Annotated in this window: 15 protein-coding genes; 10 read left to right on the forward strand and 5 right to left on the reverse strand. The window is 67.5% G+C overall.

The window, feature by feature from the left end:
* The first annotated feature begins 224 nt into the window (after positions 1–224).
* Positions 225–1,499 (forward strand): RNA-guided endonuclease InsQ/TnpB family protein, encoded by a 1,275-nt coding sequence (locus ACFQMF_RS03420; protein WP_256407697.1) that lies wholly within the window; start codon positions 225–227, stop codon positions 1,497–1,499.
* A gap of 11 nt (positions 1,500–1,510) precedes the next feature.
* On the opposite strand, the gene ACFQMF_RS03425 is transcribed toward ACFQMF_RS03420, so the two are convergent.
* On the reverse strand, positions 1,511–2,242 hold the full coding sequence (locus tag ACFQMF_RS03425; protein ID WP_256407696.1) for an RAD55 family ATPase: 732 nt from the start codon (positions 2,240–2,242) through the stop codon (positions 1,511–1,513).
* 145 nt (positions 2,243–2,387) lie between these two features.
* On the opposite strand from ACFQMF_RS03425, the gene ACFQMF_RS03430 reads away from it, so the two are divergent.
* Complete coding sequence (locus tag ACFQMF_RS03430; RefSeq protein ID WP_256407695.1) at positions 2,388–2,951, forward strand: HalX domain-containing protein; 564 nt, start codon at positions 2,388–2,390, stop codon at positions 2,949–2,951.
* 77 nt (positions 2,952–3,028) lie between these two features.
* Here ACFQMF_RS03430 and ACFQMF_RS03435 read toward each other — a convergent pair whose 3' ends face one another.
* A complete protein-coding gene (locus ACFQMF_RS03435) occupies positions 3,029–4,276 on the reverse strand; it encodes an RNA-guided endonuclease InsQ/TnpB family protein (protein WP_256407694.1) in 1,248 nt (415 codons plus the stop codon).
* A 343-nt stretch (positions 4,277–4,619) separates the two neighbouring features.
* Between ACFQMF_RS03435 and ACFQMF_RS03440 the strand changes: the two genes are divergently transcribed.
* Positions 4,620–5,546: a spondin domain-containing protein gene (locus tag ACFQMF_RS03440; RefSeq protein ID WP_256407693.1), complete on the forward strand. Its 927-nt coding sequence runs from the start codon at positions 4,620–4,622 to the stop codon at positions 5,544–5,546.
* A 3-nt stretch (positions 5,547–5,549) separates the two neighbouring features.
* Positions 5,550–7,073 (forward strand): molybdopterin-dependent oxidoreductase, encoded by a 1,524-nt coding sequence (locus ACFQMF_RS03445; RefSeq protein ID WP_256407692.1) that lies wholly within the window; start codon positions 5,550–5,552, stop codon positions 7,071–7,073.
* 198 nt (positions 7,074–7,271) lie between these two features.
* On the opposite strand, the gene ACFQMF_RS03450 is transcribed toward ACFQMF_RS03445, so the two are convergent.
* Complete coding sequence (locus ACFQMF_RS03450) at positions 7,272–8,495, reverse strand: RNA-guided endonuclease InsQ/TnpB family protein (protein WP_256407691.1); 1,224 nt, start codon at positions 8,493–8,495, stop codon at positions 7,272–7,274.
* A 126-nt stretch (positions 8,496–8,621) separates the two neighbouring features.
* On the opposite strand from ACFQMF_RS03450, the gene ACFQMF_RS03455 reads away from it, so the two are divergent.
* A complete protein-coding gene (locus tag ACFQMF_RS03455) occupies positions 8,622–8,894 on the forward strand; it encodes an ArsR/SmtB family transcription factor (RefSeq protein ID WP_321169209.1) in 273 nt (90 codons plus the stop codon).
* A complete protein-coding gene (locus ACFQMF_RS03460) occupies positions 8,891–9,190 on the forward strand; it encodes a DUF8036 family membrane protein (protein WP_256407689.1) in 300 nt (99 codons plus the stop codon). The genes ACFQMF_RS03455 and ACFQMF_RS03460 overlap by 4 nt, the downstream gene beginning before the upstream one ends.
* A 40-nt stretch (positions 9,191–9,230) precedes the next feature.
* Here the strand turns inward: ACFQMF_RS03460 and ACFQMF_RS03465 are convergent, their stop codons facing one another.
* The gene (locus ACFQMF_RS03465) at positions 9,231–10,652 is read right to left on the reverse strand and encodes a DHHA1 domain-containing protein (RefSeq protein ID WP_256407688.1); all 1,422 of its coding nucleotides are present in this window, start codon (positions 10,650–10,652) and stop codon (positions 9,231–9,233) included.
* A 157-nt stretch (positions 10,653–10,809) separates the two neighbouring features.
* On the opposite strand from ACFQMF_RS03465, the gene ACFQMF_RS03470 reads away from it, so the two are divergent.
* The 3 genes from ACFQMF_RS03470 (at position 10,810) to ACFQMF_RS03480 (ending at position 15,514) form a co-directional block, all read left to right on the forward strand.
* Positions 10,810–12,102 carry an O-acetylhomoserine aminocarboxypropyltransferase/cysteine synthase family protein gene (locus ACFQMF_RS03470; protein ID WP_256407687.1) on the forward strand — a complete coding sequence of 431 codons (1,293 nt, stop codon included), beginning with the start codon at positions 10,810–10,812 and terminating at the stop codon, positions 12,100–12,102.
* Position 12,103: 1 nt separating this feature from the next.
* Complete coding sequence (gene metX, locus ACFQMF_RS03475) at positions 12,104–13,387, forward strand: homoserine O-acetyltransferase MetX (protein WP_256407686.1); 1,284 nt, start codon at positions 12,104–12,106, stop codon at positions 13,385–13,387.
* Between the two features lie 474 nt (positions 13,388–13,861).
* Positions 13,862–15,514, forward strand: coding sequence for a long-chain fatty acid--CoA ligase (locus ACFQMF_RS03480; protein ID WP_256407685.1), 1,653 nt, complete (start codon positions 13,862–13,864; stop codon positions 15,512–15,514).
* 27 nt (positions 15,515–15,541) lie between these two features.
* Here ACFQMF_RS03480 and ACFQMF_RS03485 read toward each other — a convergent pair whose 3' ends face one another.
* Complete coding sequence (locus ACFQMF_RS03485) at positions 15,542–15,988, reverse strand: DUF5807 family protein (protein WP_256407684.1); 447 nt, start codon at positions 15,986–15,988, stop codon at positions 15,542–15,544.
* Between the two features lie 311 nt (positions 15,989–16,299).
* Between ACFQMF_RS03485 and ACFQMF_RS03490 the strand changes: the two genes are divergently transcribed.
* A complete protein-coding gene (locus ACFQMF_RS03490) occupies positions 16,300–18,738 on the forward strand; it encodes a DEAD/DEAH box helicase (protein ID WP_256407683.1) in 2,439 nt (812 codons plus the stop codon).
* The last annotated feature ends 12 nt before the right edge of the window (positions 18,739–18,750 follow it).

An 18,750-nucleotide genomic window follows, 5' to 3' on the forward strand; every position in this document is an offset into this window, starting at 1 on the left:
TTATCTAGATTGCCTGATACCAGAATCGCAAGACGGCACTACATCAACAATGTCCTACACATGAGCGTACAAGGAGGATCCTCCAACCTCAAGGAGTGAGCGAAGCGAGCGAGTATGTCGGAGAAGAAACCGACCCGGCACTACACCAGCCACGTTCGATGGTTAACCCACTCCTCTCCGAATCGTTACTAACATAAAAACAAAAGTACATATCTGAAGTACGGATGGAGGTCCGCCGCACCGTCCCTGTCAAGATTAATGTGGCCGACAGCGACGCCAACCTCCTCCATGAGACCATCTCCGAGTTTCTGTGGGCCGCCAACTACGTCGTCGACCACGCGTGGCAAGGCGAGTATAAAACGACGAGCAAAGCCCAACTTCAACGTGAAACCTACGACGATGTGCGGGCTGAGACACGGTTACAAGCGAATCTCGTCCAGAACGCTCGCAACAAGGCTGCCGACGCCGTCCAGAGCGTCGTCGCCCGCTGGAAACAGGGTGACTACGCAGGGAAGCCGCACTTCACTGCCTCAACTCTCGTCTACGACAAGCGGTGTGCGACGTTTAACGACGACCACGCGACGCTCGCAACCGTCGACGGCCGCATCACCGCCGAGTACATCCTTCCGGACGATGACCGCGAGACGCCCCACTCGGAGTACCTGTTCAACGACGATTACGATGTAACGGGTGCGGAACTCCACTACCGAGACGGCGAGTTCTACCTTCACGTCCGCACAAAGGCGGACGTAGAGTCCGAGACTGCCGATGAAGGTGACGCCGAGCACAGCACAGTCCTCGGCGTTGACCTCGGCATCGAAAACGTCGCCGTCACCTCGACGGGCACGTTCTGGAACGGGTCGGAGTTGACCCACTGGCACCGCGAGTTCGAAAAGCGGCGTGGGTCGCTCCACCAGCGTGGGACGCGAGCTGCCCACGAAACTATCCGGTCTGTCGGACGTACCGAGACGGGCCGGTACGATCACTTTCTCCACACCGTCTCGAAGGAACTCGTCGCAGAAGCCGTTGAGCACGACTGTAACGTGATCGCGTTCGAGAACCTGACGGGAATTCGTGAGCGGATGCCGAACGCCAAGAAGTTCCACGTGTGGGCGTTCCGGCGCCTGTTCGAGTACGTCGAGTACAAAGCTGAAGTCGTCGGCATCTCGGTCGAGCAGGTGAGTCCCGCCTACACCTCCCAGCGATGTTCGAAGTGTGGGACGACACTCCGAGAGAACCGCAAGACGCAAGAACGGTTCTGTTGCCAGAAGTGTGGTTACGAAGTGAACGCCGACTACAACGCGGCGAAGAATATCGGTCTGAAGCATCTCCGCTCGGCGCAAACGTCGTCAAGCGGAGGCGCACCCGTAAACGTGCGCTTGAATCGCGGGATGTTGAATGTGAACGGCGATTACGAGCCTGCCAGCGATGGCCAGAACAGGAGTCCACGCGAAAGCCCCACCCTCAACGAAGCGAACGGTAACGCCGTGAGCGAGTAGGGCGGGGTAGTTTACAACGACGGCTGATTCTCGGAGCCGCCCATCATCGAGAACCCGCCGGCCCGCTCGTGGACGGTGATCCCGCCCTCGCCGATCTCCATCGGGAAGATGTCGGTGTCGATGTCCTGTTTCCGCATCTTCGCCACCCAGACGTAGCGGTTCACGCCCGAGTCCGTCGGCGTCTGGATGAAGTAGATGTTCCCGTCCGTGAGGAAGTTCTCCAGCCCGACCTCCGTGTCCGGGAACACCGCGCCCTGCTCGTTGATGAGCAGCGAGGTCAGCCCGTTCGCCTTGAGGATGTCGGAGAACTTCAGGAGGTACGTCCGCTTCTCCTGTTCGGCGTCGAAGAAGAGCTGGAACATCGACAGCGAGTCGAGCACCAGCCGGTCGAAGTCGCCGTCCTCGATCGTGTCGAGCAGGCGGTCGACCGCCGTCGAGAAGTCAGTCTCGCGGAGCATCTCCCGCTTGTCTAAGATTACGATGTCGCCGTCGTCGACGGCGTCGCCGAACCCGTCGAGACCGATCGACTCCGCGGCGCCGCGGATGTCCGCCTCGTCCTCCTCGAACGAGACGTACACCCCGCGCTCGCCGTGTTCCGTGACGCCGTGGTGGAGGTACTGAATTCCGAAGATGCTCTTGCCGGTCCCGGGGTTCCCGGAGACGAGCACCGTCGACCGCTCCGTGATGCCGCCGGTGAGGATCGAGTCGAGCCCCTCGACCCCGGTGGAGACGAGTTCTGACATTCGTCCCACCATTGGCGACGGGAGTATATAAAAGACGATCCGACGCGACCGGCCGAATCGACGGCGACAGCTTTATTTCTCGACACGCCGCCCGTTCGTGTATGCCCGGTGAAGTGTCCCCCGTCGACTCCGGCGGTGATCGGCGGTGAGCGACCCCTCGGTCCTCGTCGTGGAGGACGAGCCCGACATCGCCGCGCTGTACGCCGGCTTCCTCGAAGAGCGGTACGACGTCGACCGGGCCGAGACCGCCGCGGAGGCGATCGACCGGATCGACGAGACCGTCGACGTGGTGCTTCTCGACCGTCGGCTCCCGGACGGGAGCGGCGACGACGTGCTCGAACACATCCGCGAGGCCGGCTACGACTGCCGGGTCGCGATGGTCACCGCGGTCGAGCCCGACTTCGACATCATCGATATGGGGTTCGACCTGTACCTCACCAAGCCCGTCGGCCGCTCGAAGCTGCTGGCGGCGATCGACACCCTTCTCACCCGCAGCGAGTACGACGACCTCGTTCAGGAGGCGGCGGCCCTCGCGAGCAAGCGCGCGGTGCTCAACGCCCAGAAGCCGGCCGCACAGCGCGAGGGGAACGAGGCGTACGCCGAGCTCGTCGAGCGGCTCGAAACGCTCGACGCCGACATCGACGAGCTCGGCGAGTCGCTCTCCGCCGACGATTACCGCGCGATGTTCCGCGACCTCGGCGAGGCGTAAACTACCCTACCCTACTTCGCTCACCCCATACGGGGTTCGCTTGTTGAGGGTAGGGATTTGATGTGGACTCCCGGCAATCAGTCGCCAGCAAGAGGCTGGTGACTCTCGCCGTTCAACGTCCCACCATTCACACGCACGTCTACTGGTGCGTCTCCGCTCCCCGACTTGGGCGAGGAACGGAGTTTGTGTTGTCGCTTCCGAGCGTACCGCACGCCAATATTCTTTGCAGCGTTGTAATCCGCGTTCACCTCGTACCCGCATTTCTGGCACTGGAAGTGTTCGCCGTGGCGGTTGCCGTCGTGCGTAAACCCACAGTCTGTTCGAGAACAGCGTTGGGATGTGTGGGTCGGCTCGACCTGCTCTACGGAGACCCCCTGTTCAGGGGCTTTGTAGGAGACGTATTCAAACAGGCGTCGGAACGCCCAGACGTGGTGCCACTTCGCGTGTGGAAGCCGATCTCGAATGTCGCTCAACTCCTCAAACGCGATTACGTCGCAGTCGTGTTCGACGGCTTCCGAGACGAGTTCGTTGGCGATCGTGTGGATGTACTGTTTGCGCCAGGCGTCCTCTCGCTTTCCAAGGCGAAGAAGCGCCTTGTGTGCGGCCTGCGTGCCGCGTTGTTGCATCTCGCCACGCCGCTTCTCGAACTCACGACACCAGTGGTCGTAGTCGTCCCCCTGCCAAAACGTGCCGGTTGAGGACACAGCAAGGCTGTTGACGCCGAGGTCGATACCGAGGACCGTTTGGTCGGAGTGCCCGGTATCTTCCGAAACCCCATCGTCACCGTCTGTCCGCCGCGTTGATATGTTGAGGTAGAACTCGTCAGTGGCCGCGTCGTACCGAAGCGTACTCTCGCGGAACTCGTAGTTCTCGGAGAGTACGTACCGCTCGTAGGGCGTCGGACTGTCTGCCGGGAGAACGAACGACGGTTCGACTCGGCCCTCAACAGTTGCCAGCGACACCGTGTTGCGGTAGAAGGTGGCGCTCCGTGTGTCGTAGTCCATCGTTTCAGCGGTGAACGTCGGTTGAGAGACGCGCTGTCGTTTTTTCCACCGTTCGACACACGCTTTGACGGCTTCGACAGCGCGTTTGATAGCGGCTTGGACAAGTTGGGCCTGTAGGTCTGTCTCCTCTCGAAGGTCGGCGTAAAGCGCGTCACGAACCTCTCGCTTGTTGGTTTTACACTCCGTGTGGGAGGTGTCGGACCAACAGTAGTCGGCGGTTCGGTTCGCGCAGTACAGGTATTGCTCGGCGGTTCGGTGGAGTGCGTCGCGTTGCTCGTCGGAAACGGCGAGTTTCACGACGGCGGTTCGACGCACGCCCATAGTTTCAGAGGATACCCAACGGTACTTATATGCTTGGGAGTCGGTCGGTCGCAGTGTGGCGGTTGTGTCGTCCCATGTCGGTTTCCTTTCCGGGCTACTCGCTCACTCCGTTCGCCCCTTGAGGTCGGGGGCTCCACCTCGAAAATGCTGACCCGGCGTCGCGCACGCCCTACTGACTCTTCCGTCCGATCGCTCTCGAGCTCCTCGCGGTGCCCCCCGTCGCTGATCTCGACGACAGCGGCCGGACTCCGGAGGAAGTTTGAACGGATCTCGCCCCGACTCCGCACCGATGTTGTCCGATAGTTGAAAAATCTATATCCACGTCATCGCCCTCGTCGGGGACATGACGGACCGAGACACGCGGCGACGGTTCCTGGCGACGAGCGGCGGACTGGCGACGCTGGCGCTCGCCGGCTGCCTCGGCGGGGGCGGGGGCGACGGCGACGACACCGGTAACGGCGGGATGAACGGCGACGGGGAGATGAACGGCGGCGGAGACGACACGGACGGCGGCGGGATGGACGGCGACGGGACGGACGGCGACGGGACGGACGAGGAGAGCGACGGGATGACGGAATCCGCCACGGTCCGCGTTCGGATCGAGAACGTCGCGCCCGCGGACTTCTATCCCGCCGACGCGTCGACCGACGGCGCCGTCTGGGTCACGCCGGGCGCGTACGCCGTGCACGCGGGCGAGAACCCGATATACGAGCTCGGCGAGCCGGCGTCGATCGGGCTCGAAGCGCTGGCCGAGGCCGGACCGCCGACGGGGTTCGAGGGGGAGGACGGGCTCGTCGACGAGCTCGAGGCGTCGACGGGCGTCCGCGATTCGGGGGCGTACGTCCCCGCGGACACGGTCGCGGACCCGAACGACCCGACGGGAGAGGTCCCGGGCGCTCCGCCGATCGCGCCCGGCGGCGCCTTCGAGTTCGAGGCCGCGGTCGCGCCCGGTCAGCGCCTCTCGTTCGCCTCGATGTTCGTCCCGTCGAACGACGTCTTCGTGTCGACGGGCGAGGCGGGGGTCGCGCTCTGGCCCCCGGACGGCGAGCCGGTCGACGGCGACGTCACCGACGCGGTGGCGCTGTTCGACGCGGGGACCGAGCCGAACGCGGAACCGCCCGGCTTCGGTCCCGACCAGGCGCCCGCGCAGGACGATCCCGCACAGGGCGCGGACGAGGGGGGTACCGTGCGGCGGCTGAGCGACGTCGACGACGGCCACGACTACCCGGCCGCCGAGGACGTGGTTCAAGTGACTGTAACCCCGAGATAACCTATGAGAGACGTTACCGAGCAACGGAACTCGCTGCTCGCGGCGGCGGCCGGGACGGCCGCGGTCGCCGGCTCGTACCTCGTCACGGGCTGGACGCCGTCCTTCGTCGTCCGCCCCGTCGACCAGGCCATCGTCAACCTGACGCCCGGGCCGATCGTGACCTTCATGATCGAGACCGTCGGTGACGCGGGTCACCTGATCCACATCGCCATGGCGTTCGCCGTCGTGATCGGGCTGTTCGGTGCGGTCGCGTTCGCCGGCCTCAGGCTTTCCGCGCGCACCGATCGGTCGCTGGCCGGCGCCGCGGCGACGGGCCTCGTCTCGTGGCTGCTCGCCGCCGCTCTGGCCGGAGGCCCGACGCAGGCGGTGGGCGCGGCGATCCCCGCGGCGGCGGTCGTCGCGGTCGGCGGGCTCCCCCCGCAGGCACCCGATCCGGCGTCCGGAGGCGACTCCCCCGTCGCGGAGCCGGCGGCGGGCGCCGTGGACGCGGTGCGGCGACGGACGCTCGGCGCCGTCGCGGGGGCGCTCGGGTTCGCCGCGGCGACGGTCGTCGGCCGGCGGTCGCTCGGGAGCGACGACGGGACGCTCGCCGACGCCCCGCGGTCCGAGGGCGCGGCCGAGCGGCTTCGGGAGCTCGAATCGGCCTCGCTGGCGGTCGAGAGCGACGAGCTCCTCGGGATGGCGAGCCCGATCGGCGAGTTCTACAACGTCGACATCGCGGAGTTCGACCCGGAGGTCGCCGCGACCGAGTGGTCGCTGACGTTCACCGGCGAGACCGGTGCCGAACGGACGGTCACGTTCGACGAGCTGATCGACCGCCCGGTCGAGCACCGCGCGGTGACGCTCCGGTGCGTCGGCGAGGACCTGAACGGGCGGAAGCTGGACAACGCCGTCTGGACGGGGACCCCGATCCGCCCGCTGCTCGAGTCCGTCGACCCGCAGGGGGACTGCGACTGCGCGATGCTGCGCGGCGAGGACGGCTACTACGTCCAGTTCCCGGTCGACGTGCTCGCCGAGGGGTTCCTCGCGTGGGGGATGAACGGGAAGGAGCTCCCGACGGGCCACGGCCACCCGGTCCGGGTCCTGATCCCGGGCCACTGGGGCGAGACGAACGTGAAGTGGCTCTCGGAGATCGAGCTGCTGAACGTCGAGGAAGACGGCTACTGGGAGGAGCGCGGCTGGGAGGGGACCGGCGAGGTGAAGACGGTCGCCAAGCTCTGGGACGAGGGGATCACGGAGCTCGACGACGGCCGGATCGAACTCGCCGGCCACGCGTACGCCGGAACGCGCGGGATCGAGCGGGTCGAGGTCTCGACCGACGGCGGCGGCTCGTGGAGCGACGCCGCCCTCTCCGACCCCCTCCCGGACGCCGACGTCTGGCGGCAGTGGCGCCACGTCTTCGACCCCGACGGGACGCACGAGGTCGTCGTCCGCGCGGTCGACGGCGAGGGGAACCGCCAGATCCGAGAGCGCTCCGACCCGTCGCCGACCGGGTCGTCAGGCTGGGTCCGCCGAACGGTCGGCTGACGCGTCGACCGCCGCGGGACTGCTCCCGGAGCGTCGTCCCGCGACGCTCACCGAACCACCGTCCCGCAACGCTCACCGGACCACCGTCCGGGTCGAAACGACTTTCATCACGTACCGGACACACCAGTACGTCAGATAGAGAAGGCCCTATCACCTACACCCGGCGTAAACGCCGGGGTTTGTCAGTGAACTCCCGGTCTACCCGCGTGATACGGTGGGCGTGAAATCGCCGCTCCCATTCACTGTTCCTGACTTCAGGGCAAGGTGATTGGTTGCCCCTCCGGAACCAGACTTACGCCGATTCCGGAGATACCGCGCTGCTATGTTTCGCGCTGCGTTGTAGTCGCTGTGTAGCTCTTTGCCGCACTTCTGACACACAAACTCATCGCCGTCGCGGTTATCCTCATGTGTGAACCCACACTCGGAATGACTACACTGCTGGCTTGTGTAGGCTGGATTCACCACTTCAACAGTGATTCCTTCAGCCTTCGCCTTGTAGGTTATCTTCCGCGATAGCTCTCGAAACGCCCACTGCTGGAACTTTGAGAGATCCGACATCCGCTCTCGGATATTCTCTAAGTCTTCCAGTACAATCGTCTCACACCCGTTGGCGACAGCCTCAGTAACTACCTCTTTCGACACATGGTGTAGATAGTTCTCGCTCCAATTGGCGAAGCGATCACCAATCGACTGGATTGTGAGATGGGCTGATCGCGTTCCGGTCTGTTGTAGGTTGCCGCGTCGGCGTTCGTATTCGCGGCGTTTGTGGTTCAATAGGTCTGCGTTACCGATGAACGCACCAGAGCTGGTCACAGCGAGATACCCGTCCACGTTGCGATCTACGCCAAGGACTGTTCGGCCCTCGGCTTCTTCCTGCGTGTCGTCACGTTCCTGCTTGACTGAGACGTGGAGGTAGTAGGTATCTGTCTGCTGGTCGTATCGAAGCTTCGCCCCCTGTTTGCCCCATTCGTCTGATTCCATGTACTCAGCCTGAATGGAATCGTCTGGATAGACGTATTCGGCTTTCACACGACCACTGCCGTAGGCGGCAAGCGTACAATACCCATCAAAATAGCTGATTGCACTGGTATTGTAAACGGTCGTGTTCGACGTGAACACCGGCTTGGAAACTTTCTCACCCTCTTTCATGCGCTCAACGACGCCACGAAGTGCATCGGCAGCATGGTTGACCGCAGCAACACAGAGGTCAGAGTGCAATCCGGTTTCATTTCGGATGTCGTCGTAGAGGTATGGTTGAAGCTGGGAGCGAGAGGTAATCACGTACCCGTCGTTGTTGCCCTCCCATCCTCGATCAGCGAACCGCTGGGCGGCGTTCCTGAAGGTATCCATTGTTTCCTTCAGGTCGTCCCGGCGGTCGTTGGGAACGGAGAGTTTCACGACAGCGGTACGTTGAAGCTCCATCTATACATCACATGTGGTGCTATGTATTTATATGAATTGGGAAGTTGATTAGCATAGTGTTTTGCGGTTGGGTGTTGCTCACGGCGCGATTCCCGCCCGCCCTGAACGGCAGGACTCCCTCGCTGTATTAGGTGGTACCTGTTCGTCGCGAGCCGCGGTGGCGCCAACAGGGTCCGGATCGTCCGGGAACTCCGCGCCCGCCCCCGGAACGCGAACGAACTCGCCGAGGAACTGGACGTCGACTACAACACGATCACACACCACCTCGAGATGCTGCAAGACCACGACGTCGTCGAGCCGAGCGACCACGACTACGGGAAGCTCTACTTCCTCACCGACCGCTTCGAGCGCCACGCGGACGCGTTCGAGGAGATCACGTCGGAGGTGGACGCCGGATGAACCCCGCGACGCCGACCGGGGTCGCCGTCCTGATCGCGGGCGTCAACAGCGCGATGCTGGCGGTGTTGGCCGCGGTGTGGCTCGACAACTACCGCGAGTTCGGGTCGACGCTCCTCCTGGGGCTGTTGGGGTTCAGCGCGGTCCTGCTGGTCGAGAACCTGGTCTCGGTGGCCTTCTTCCTCAGCAACATGCGGACGCTGTACGCGATGGACCCGCTGGTCGGTCGGGTCGTGCTCGGAATGAGCGTGCTCGAACTGCTCGCCGTCTCGCTGCTGACCTACGCGACGCTGCGGTGACCGGAGCGGTCCGACCCTCCGGGGCGGCGGCCGGACCGACTCACGCGAGCTGTTCGCCGACCAGCCGGTCCGCCTCGGCGAGGAACGCGTCGCGCTCGCCGATCGGGATCGTCGCGCCCGCGGCCACGTCGTGGCCGCCGCCGTCGCCGCCGACGGCCCGACTCGCCTCGCGCATCACCGCCGAGAGGTCGAGCCCGCGTCGCACGAGGGCGTGTGACCCCCGCGAGGACACCTTCAGCTCCGCGGCGCTCTCCTCCGCGAACGCGATCACCGGCTTCGAGCGGTCGAGGGCCGGCGACCCGATCGCCATCCCGGCGACGATGCCGACGATCGTCTCGCGGATGCGCGAGCCGGCGTCGAACCACTGGAGGTGCTCCTCGTCGGTGACGCCCTCGTTTTTTACCCACTGGAGCCCCTCGGAGAGGTTCCGTCGGTGGGTCCGGAGCAGGCGCCGCGCCTCGGCGAGCGCGTCGCCGCGGTCGCCGAGACACACCGCGAGCCCCACGTCGGCCCGCTCGTACCGGGCGGTGGCGTTGAGGAGGGTGGAGAACTCGCTGACGTCCCGCAGCTCGGTCCCGGGCTCCTCGTCGACGAGGGTGTAGGAGGTCCCGACGAGCGCTTCGATCCGGTCGGCGGGGACGCCGGAGGCGACGGCGCGGCGCATCAGCGCCGACGCGAGCACCTGGCGCTCCTCGCCGTCGAGGTCGACCCAGCGCCGCCACTCCCCGTCGCGCTTCACGTCGACGTCGAGGTCGGTCAGAAACGAGATCGCCCCCGCCTCGTCGTTCGAGATCCCCGGGATCGTCACGTCGGAGGCGTACTCCAGCAGCTTCGGGAGCGGGCGGGTCTGTCTCCCGTACAGGTCCAGGTCGGTGCGCGTCTCGACGACGCCGGCGTCCACGCCGTCGGCGACGACCGCCTCGTTGGCGCCGGCGAGCCCGCCGTCGGAGTCCTGCATGTCGCCGACGGCGCCGACGACCGCCAGTCCGGCCAGGTCGCGGTTGTCGCCGTCCGGCCCCTCCAGCGCCCGGGCGAGCACGTAGCTGGCGCCCGCGCCCGACAGCTCGCTCGCGCCGTCGAGCCCCTCCAGCAGGGGGTTGAGGTGGAACTCCGTGTCGCGGTCGGCCGGTTGGTGGTGGTCCGCGATGACGGGGACGAAGTCGCCGCGGGCCTCGTGCTCGGCGATGACGTCGAGCTGGCCGGAGCCGAAGTCGGTGAACAGCACCACGTCGAACTCGCGGGCGGCGATCCCCGCGACCGACTCGGCGTCGAGCTGCTTCTCGAAGACGACCTCGTGGTCGATCCCCGCCCGCCCGAGGGCCGTCGAGGCGATCGCGCCGCTGGTGAGCCCGTCGGCGTCGATGTGGGACGCGAGCAGCACGCGGTCCGCGGCGCGGAGCCGGTCGGCGCAGGCGCTCGCGCGTCCGGCGAGCTCCGGCACGGGTGGGTCGGCGACTGCCATTACCCCTCGTTGGCTCGCGATCGGGGATAAACTCACGCTTCGCCGGGTCGGTGGGAGACGGCCGGACTCGCGTCGCTCCCGCCGCGCCGACACAGGCGGAGGCATCACTTGCCGTAACTGATGGTTATAGATATCTTGAGATATATGCACTAGACACATGACACGTGGGTTCAACACCCGGAGTCTCCACGCCGGCGCCGAGGCCGACCCGGCGACCGGGTCGCGCGCGACCCCGATCCACCAGACGACCTCGTTCGTCTTCGACGACGCGGACACGGCGGCGGAGATGTACGCGCTCCGGGCGGAGGGCCACATCTACTCCCGGCTCTCCAACCCGACCGTGGGCGCCCTCGAAGACCGGCTCGCGGACCTCTCCGGCGGTTCGGACGCGGTCGCGACCGGCTCGGGGATGGCCGCCTTCGACGCGATAACGACCGTGCTCGCGAGCGCGGGCGACAACGTCGTCGCCAGCGCCGAGATGTACGGCGGTACGGCCGCGTACCTCACGAGCATCGCGGACCGCCGCGGGGTCGAGGCCCGCCTCGTCGACACGCTCGACTACGAGGCGTACGCGGACGCGATCGACGAGGACACCGCGTTCGTCCACGTGGAGACGATCGCGAACCCCTCGCTGGTCACGCCCGACTTCGAGCGGCTCGCCGAGATCGCCCACGAGCACGCCGTCCCGCTCGTCGTCGACAACACGTTCGCGACGCCGTACCTCTGTCGGCCGTTCGAGCACGGCGCCGACATCACCTGGGAGTCGACGACGAAGTGGATCACGGGCAACGGGACGACCGTCGGCGGCGTCGTCGTCGACGGCGGGCGGTTCCCGTGGGACCACCCCGACGCCGACTACGACGAGCTCGACGGCGAGTCGCCCGCCTTCCCCATCGACTTCGTCGAGCGGTTCGGCGACGCGGCGTTCGCGAACGTCGCCCGCCAGCGCGGGGTGCGCCCGACCGGCGGCCAGCAGTCCCCCTTCGACGCGTGGCAGACGATCCAGGGGCTCAACACCCTCCCGCTCCGGATGGAGCGCCACTGCGAGAACGCCCGGACCGTCGCCGAGTTCCTCCGCGACGACGACCGGGTCGACTGGGTGGCGTACCCCGGCTTCGAGGACCACCAGAGCCACGGCAACGCCGCCGAGTACCTCGACGGCTTCGGGGGGATGGTCACGTTCGGCGTCGACGGCGGCTACGAGGCCGCCAAGACGTTCTGCGAGTCGGTCGACCTGACGAGCTTCCTCGCGAACATCGGCGACGCGAAGACGCTCGTCATCCACCCGGCCTCGACCACCCACGCGCAGATGGACGAGACCCAGCAGCGGCTCGCCGGCGTCCACCCGGAGATGCTCCGGCTCTCCGTCGGGATCGAGGACGCCGACGACGTGATCGCCGACCTCGACCGCGGGCTGGCGGCGGGCGAGCGCGCCGCCGGAGGAGAGTGAGATGAGCACGACGCCCTCGGAGGCGGGGACCGTCTCGCTCGGCGAGTTCGTCTTCGAGTGCGGCCAGTCGGTCCCCGACCTGGAGGTCGCCTACGAGACGCACGGCGAGTTCGACGGCGACAACGTCGTGCTCGTCTGCCACGCGCTCACCGGGAGCCAGAACGTCGCGCGCTCGCCCTCGCCCGAACGGGACGCCGGACAGGCCGGGCAGGCCCGCGCCTGGTGGGACGACATCGTCGGCCCGGGGAAGGCGATCGACACGACGGAGTACTTCGTCGTCTGCGCGAACGTCCCCGGCTCCTGTTACGGCACGACCGGCCCGGCGAGCGAGCGCCCCGCCGACCTCGACCTCCCCGACGAGCCCGACCACGACCGGTGGGGGACCGCCTTCCCGCCGGTGCAGGTTGAGGACTGGGCGCGCGCCCAGCGGCGCCTGCTCGACCAGCTCGGCGTGGGGCGGCTGCGCGCCGTCGTCGGCGGCAGCGTCGGCGGCATGAACGTCTTGGAGTGGGCGAAGCGCTACCCGGACGACGTCGACCGGATCGTCCCCATCGCGACCGCCGGACGGCTCGACGCCCAGTGCCTCGCGCTCGACGCGGTCGCCCGCCGCGCGATCCGCGCGGACCCCCACTGGAACGGCGGGCACTACTACGGTGAGGACCGCCCCGCGCCCCGCGAGGGGCTCGCCCTGGCCCGCCAGATCGGCCACATCATGTACCTCTCGAAGGCGTCGATGGAGCGCAAGTTCGGCCGGCGCTCCGCGGGCCGCGACTCGCTGACGCGCGAGGAGGGCGACCTCGGGCTGCCGCCGGAGCCGACGGCGGCCTTCTTCCCGTACCGGGAGGTGGAGTCGTACCTCGACTACCAGGCCGAGGGGTTCAGCGAGCGCTTCGACGCGAACAGTTACCTCTACCTCACGCGCGCGATGGACGAGTACGACCTCTCCGCGGGCCACGGCACCGACGCCGACGCGCTCGCCGCCTTCGAGGGCGAGGCGCTCCTGCTGAGCTTCACCGCCGACTGGCACTTCACCGTCGAGCAGTCGGCGTCGCTCGCGACCGCCTTCCGCGAGCGCGACGTCCCCGTCGCCCACCACGTGATCGACTCCGACCACGGCCACGACGCGTTCCTCGTCGAGCCCGAACACGTCGGCCCGCCGCTCCGCGACTTCCTCGCCGAGGGGGTCGAGGGGCGGGCCGTCTCCGACGACGGCGGCGCGGGCGAGGAGTCCGCGCGGCCCGAGTCGGACCACGCGCCGGTGCACGCGAGCCTCTTCCGTGGATAGCGGACTCTTTTAATTACTATCGTGCGGTCGGCGCGCGCCTCCGAGCGCCCACAGGGCGCGAGGAGCGCCGCGCGAGGGAGTCGGGCGGCCGGAGCAACGCGGAGGCCGCCCGACGAGGCTGGGGAGGTGTGAGGTTGCGGTGCTGTGCGGGCGGGTGGGACTCGAAGGGGCAGCCGCGAGGACGGTGCAGGGGACGCAAGCACCGCAACGAGGGAGCGAACGAAGTGAGCGACAGAGTGAGGAGCGCAGCGAGCGTGCACCGTCCTCGCGGCTGGGGATTTGGGAGCGTTCGCCCATGGTCTCACAGCAGATACGCCGAAGCGAGCGGCTGGGGATTTGGGAGCGTTCACCCACGATCTATCAATAACCGGTTATAAACGAGCGCCCGAGCTCCGGACGCGTTCCTCACGCCGCCGATCCCTCACTATCAATCATGCGAATGTTCATAGTTCTCGAATCCGTGGTGTGTGAGGTATGCCAGGTGGACACGCGCAGACGCTCCGACCGTTCCTGTGGCGCGCCGAACGACTGTACCCCGACACCGAGATCGTCTCCCGGACGCACGAGGGACGGACGCGACACACCTACGCCGAGTACGCCGATCGCACGGCGCGGCTCGCGAACGCCCTGGACGAGCACGGGATCGAGCGGGGCGACCGGGTCGCGACGTTCTGCTGGAACCACACCCGGCACTTCGAGACGTACTTCGGCGTCCCGAGCAGCGGCGCGCAGCTCCACACGATCAACCCGCTCCTGCCGGACGAGCACGTCCGGTACATCGTCGACGACGCGGACGACGAGATCGTCTTCGTCGACCCGTCGCTCGCGGGGAAACTCGCGGGCGCGGCCGAGGGCGCCGAGGAGTTCGCCGACGTGGACTTCGTCGTCATGGGCTCGACCGAGATCGACGCGCTCGACGCCACGCCGTACGAGGAGTTCGTCGCGGACCAGCCGACCGAGTACGACTGGCCCGACCTCGACGGGGACCGGCCCGCCGGCCTCTGTTACACCTCGGGGACGACGGGGAAGCCGAAGGGCGTCGAGTACACGCAGTCGATGCTGTGGAGCCACACGATGGCCTCGCAGACGCCGCAGGGGATCCCGATGGAGGACTCCGACGTGGTGATGCCGGTCGTCCCCATGTTCCACGTCAACGCGTGGGGGATGCCGTTCACCGCGACCGCGGCGGGCGCGAAGCACGTCTACCCCGGCCCGTCGCCGGACCCGGCCGACCTCGCGGCGCTGATCGAGGAGGAGGGCGTGACGGTCTCGGCGGGCGTCCCGACGGTGTGGCTCGGCCTCCGCGAGTACATCGAGGGGGGCAACGAGGTCGACCTCTCGACGCTCGACACCGTGATCGTCGGCGGCGCGGCCGCCCCGCGGTCGCTGATCGAGTGGTACGACGACCGGGGCGTCGAGCTGCTCCACGCGTGGGGGATGACGGAGCTGTCGCCGATCGGCACCGTCTCGCACCTCACGAGCGACCTGCGCGACGCCGACTACGAGACGCGGGTCGACAAGCGGTCGAAGCAGGGGCTCGTCGTCCCCGGCCTTGAGTTCGAGGTCATCGACGAGGACGGCGAGGCGGTCCCCTGGAACGGCGAGGAGTTCGGCGAGCTGCGGATCCGCGGCCCGTGGGTCACGAAGGAGTACTTCGCGCGCCCCGAGGCCAGCGAGGCGGAGTTCGTCGACGGCTGGCTGAAGACCGGCGACGTGGTCACCGTCGACGAGGACGGCTACCTCGAGCTCGTCGACCGGACGAAGGACGTGATCAAGTCGGGCGGCGAGTGGATCTCCAGCGTCGAGTTAGAGAACGCGATCATGGCGTACGACGGCGTGAGCGAGGCGACCGTCGTCGGCGTCCCCCACGAGCGCTGGCAGGAGCGGCCGGTCGCGTTCGTCGTCGCGGCGGACGGCGTCGACCGCGAGGCCTTAGTCGAGGAGATCGAGGCCGGCCTCCGCGAGGAGTACCCGAAGTGGTGGGTGCCGGACGCGGTGGAGTTCATCGACGAGGTCCCGAAGACCGCCACCGGGAAGTTCTCGAAGAAGGACCTCCGGGAGCGGTACGCCGACCGGTCGCTCGTCGAGGGGTCGGTGCCGGAGGAGGACGCGCCCGAGGGGAAGTAAGGCCGGCTCCGCCGCGTTTTCCACGCTTCAATCGTCGCGGTCGCCGACGATCCACTTGTGCGAGTAGCTCTCGCCGCACGCGCAGCGGGCGTACGCGTGGACCACGTCGCCCTCGGCGTAGAGCCCGCCGACCTCCTCGTTCTGCGCCTCCGCGAACGCGAAGACGAAGCTGACGGCGTGGCCGTCGGGGTCCCCGCCCGCGTCGTCCGCGAACGGACACTCCCCGCCGTCGAGCGAGCGGGCGATCTCGCCTTCGGCGCCCATCGCCGTCTTCGCGAACTCCATCGCGCCCATCCCCGTGCCGGCCTCGAACGCCGACCGGCCGGTCTCGCCGTCGAGGATCAGCCGGACGCCGCCGTCCGTCTCGGTCCCGACGTTCCGGAGCCGGGAGTCGTCGTCGAGGTACGCGTCGTTCAGGTAGAAGACGACGTCGTCGAGCCGCTCGCCGGCGAGGAACGCGTCGAGTTTGCTCATACCGGTCGGACGCGCGTGAACCCTAAAAGGCGTGCGAGTCGCGGTCGGATCCCCCGGATCCCGGTGCTCGCGACCCCCGACCGGCGCCGAACCGATGACAGATCGTGTGGAATCGGAGAAACTGTTAAGACGTACCACGGAGATCCGTCCCCTGATGAGCGCGCAGACACCATCCGGAGACCGGCTCGCGGAGTGGGCGGAGCTGGTCGACGAGGACGTGCCCGAGGAGCACCGAGAGGAGCGTTCCGCCGAGCGATAACTTTCACCCCGCTTCGCGAAGGCTTTAGGCCGACGGCGGCGAAGCCCCGCCGATGGCGACAGAGGCCGCCGGCATCGACAGACCCCTGCTCGTCGACGACTTCCTCCAGGAGCGCCGCTACCAGCTCCAGCTCGCGGAGTCCGCGGCCCGCGACCACACCCTCGTCTGCCTCCCGACCGGCCTCGGCAAGACCACGGTCAGCCTGCTCGTCACCGCCGAGCGCCTCCGCGAGGTCGGCGGGAGGGCGCTCTTTTTAGCCCCCACCAAACCCCTCGTCCAGCAGCACGCCGACTTCTACCGCGAGGCGCTGCAGATTCCGGACGACGAGATCGTCGTCTTCACCGGCGACGTGAAGCCGGACGACCGCGCGGCGCTCTGGGACGACGCCCGGATCGTGATCGCGACCCCGCAGGTCGTCGAGAACGACCTCGTCGGCAACCGGATCTCGCTGCGCGACGTGACCCACCTCACCTTCGACGAGTGCCACCGCGCGACCGGCGACTACGCGTACGTCTACATCGCCGAGCGCTACCACGCCGACGCGGCCGACCCGCTCGTCACCGGGATGTCGGCCTCGCCCGGCGGCGACACCGAGGAGATCGAGACGGTCTGCGAGAACCTCGGGCTCTCGAACGTGGAGGTGATGACCGAGGAGGACGCCGACGTCGACGAGTACACCCACGACACCGACGTCCAGTGGGAGCAGGTGACGCTCCCCGACGAGGTCCTGGAGATCCGCGACGCGCTCAACGAGGTGATCACCGACCGGTTGGAGAAGCTCAAGTCGCTCGGCGTGACGAACACGACGAACCCCGACCTCTCGCAGAAGGACCTGAACAAGATGCGGGGGAAGCTGAAGAAAATGATGGACAACGACCAGTCGGACGGGTACAAGGGAATGTCCACCCACGCCGAGGTGATGAAGCTCCGGCGCGCGACCGAGCTGGTCGAGACGCAGTCGGTCGAGTCCGTCCGGCGGTACTTCGAGCGCCAGCGCGAGGCCGCCCGCTCGTCGGGCGCCTCGAAGGCGAGCCAGCGCATGGTCGCCGACCCCAAGGTGCGCGAGGCGATGCGGAAGGCGGAGTCGTTCGACGGGCTCCACCCGAAGTTCTCGAAGGCGCGGATCCTCCTCGCCGAGACCCTCGGCATCAACGAGGGCGAGCGAGCCATCCTCTTCACCGAGTCCCGCGACACCGCCGAGGCGCTCGTGGAGTTCCTCTCCGCCAGCTTCGACGTCCGAAAGTTCGTCGGCCAGGGCGACAAGGAGGGCTCCGACGGGATGAGCCAGACGGAGCAGCAGGAGACGCTCGACGAGTTCAAGGCGGGCGAGTTCGAGGTGCTCGTCTCCACCTCCGTCGCGGAGGAGGGGCTCGACGTCCCCGAGGTCGACCTCGTCTGCTTCTACGAGCCGGTCCCGACCGCGATCCGCTCGATCCAGCGCAAGGGCCGGACCGGTCGGCAGGCCGAGGGGAAGGTGGTCGTCCTCATGGCCGAGGACACCCGCGACGAGGCGTTCTTCTGGATCTCGCGGCGCCGCGAGAAGGAGATGGCCAGCCAGCTCGCCGAGCTGAAGGAGGCCACCGACGACATCGAGGAGACGGTCGGCGACGACGGGCAGGCCGGCCTCGACGCGTTCAGTGGGGGATCCGGGACCGAGGGCGACGCGAACGTCGACGCCGGCCCGGCTGAGAACGCCGACAGCGACGACGATGGCGACGACGCCGCCGGCGGCGACGACGCCGGCCTCACCAACTTCGCCGAGGAAGCGCGGGCCGGCGAGGAGAGCGCCGACGAGGAAACGGAAGCCGACGACGGCGTCGTCGCCACTGCCGGCGTCGACGAGGGCGTCGAGGTCGTCGTCGACCAGCGCGAGCTCGACTCCTCCATCGCGAAGGACCTCTCGACGCGCGACGGGCTCGTCACCCGGCTTGAGACGCTCGCGGTCGGCGACTACGTGCTCTCCGACCGCGTCGCCGTCGAGCGCAAGTCGGCGGCCGACTTCGTCGACTCGATGCTCGACGCCGACCGGTCGATGTTCGAGCAGGTCGGCGAGCTCTCGCGGGCGTACGCCCGCCCGGTGATGGTCGTCGAGGGGACGAACCTCTACGGCCAGCGCGACATCGACCCCAACGCGATCCGGGGCGCGCTCGCGTCGCTCGCGGTCGACTTCGACGTGAGCGTGCTCCGCACCGAGGGCGAGGACGACACCACCGAACTGCTCGCGACGATCGCCAAGCGGGAGCAGGAGACGCGCGACCGCGAGGTGAGCGTCCACGGCGAGAAGACGACGAAGACCCGCGCGGAACAGCAGGAGTACGTCGTCTCCGCCATCGCCGATATCGGCCCCGTCACGGCCCGGACCCTGCTGGAGCACTTCGGCACCGTCGAGGCCGTGATGACCGCGCCCGAGGACGACCTCCTGGAGGTCGAGGGCGTGGGGCCGGTGACCGCGGAGCGCATCCGCGAGGTCGTCGGCAACGAGTACGAGTAGTCGGGCGCTCCG

This window comes from Halorubrum rutilum (assembly GCF_042665015.1).
GTDB lineage: Archaea > Halobacteriota > Halobacteria > Halobacteriales > Haloferacaceae > Halorubrum > Halorubrum rutilum.

Excerpts from the sequence above, each read along its gene's own strand:
- metX (WP_256407686.1), top strand. The coding sequence starts at position 12,104 with ATGAGCACGACGCCCTCGGAGGCGGGGACCGTCTCGCTCGGCGAGTTC.
- ACFQMF_RS03490 (WP_256407683.1), top strand. The coding sequence starts at position 16,300 with ATGGCGACAGAGGCCGCCGGCATCGACAGACCCCTGCTCGTCGACGAC.
- ACFQMF_RS03465 (WP_256407688.1), bottom strand. The coding sequence starts at position 10,652 with ATGGCAGTCGCCGACCCACCCGTGCCGGAGCTCGCCGGACGCGCGAGC.
- ACFQMF_RS03440 (WP_256407693.1), top strand. The coding sequence starts at position 4,620 with ATGACGGACCGAGACACGCGGCGACGGTTCCTGGCGACGAGCGGCGGA.
- ACFQMF_RS03445 (WP_256407692.1), top strand. The coding sequence starts at position 5,550 with ATGAGAGACGTTACCGAGCAACGGAACTCGCTGCTCGCGGCGGCGGCC.
- ACFQMF_RS03450 (WP_256407691.1), bottom strand. The coding sequence starts at position 8,495 with ATGGAGCTTCAACGTACCGCTGTCGTGAAACTCTCCGTTCCCAACGAC.
- ACFQMF_RS03485 (WP_256407684.1), bottom strand. The coding sequence starts at position 15,988 with ATGAGCAAACTCGACGCGTTCCTCGCCGGCGAGCGGCTCGACGACGTC.
- ACFQMF_RS03420 (WP_256407697.1), top strand. The coding sequence starts at position 225 with ATGGAGGTCCGCCGCACCGTCCCTGTCAAGATTAATGTGGCCGACAGC.
- ACFQMF_RS03480 (WP_256407685.1), top strand. The coding sequence starts at position 13,862 with ATGCCAGGTGGACACGCGCAGACGCTCCGACCGTTCCTGTGGCGCGCC.
- ACFQMF_RS03425 (WP_256407696.1), bottom strand. The coding sequence starts at position 2,242 with ATGTCAGAACTCGTCTCCACCGGGGTCGAGGGGCTCGACTCGATCCTC.
- ACFQMF_RS03460 (WP_256407689.1), top strand. The coding sequence starts at position 8,891 with ATGAACCCCGCGACGCCGACCGGGGTCGCCGTCCTGATCGCGGGCGTC.
- ACFQMF_RS03435 (WP_256407694.1), bottom strand. The coding sequence starts at position 4,276 with ATGGGCGTGCGTCGAACCGCCGTCGTGAAACTCGCCGTTTCCGACGAG.
- ACFQMF_RS03470 (WP_256407687.1), top strand. The coding sequence starts at position 10,810 with ATGACACGTGGGTTCAACACCCGGAGTCTCCACGCCGGCGCCGAGGCC.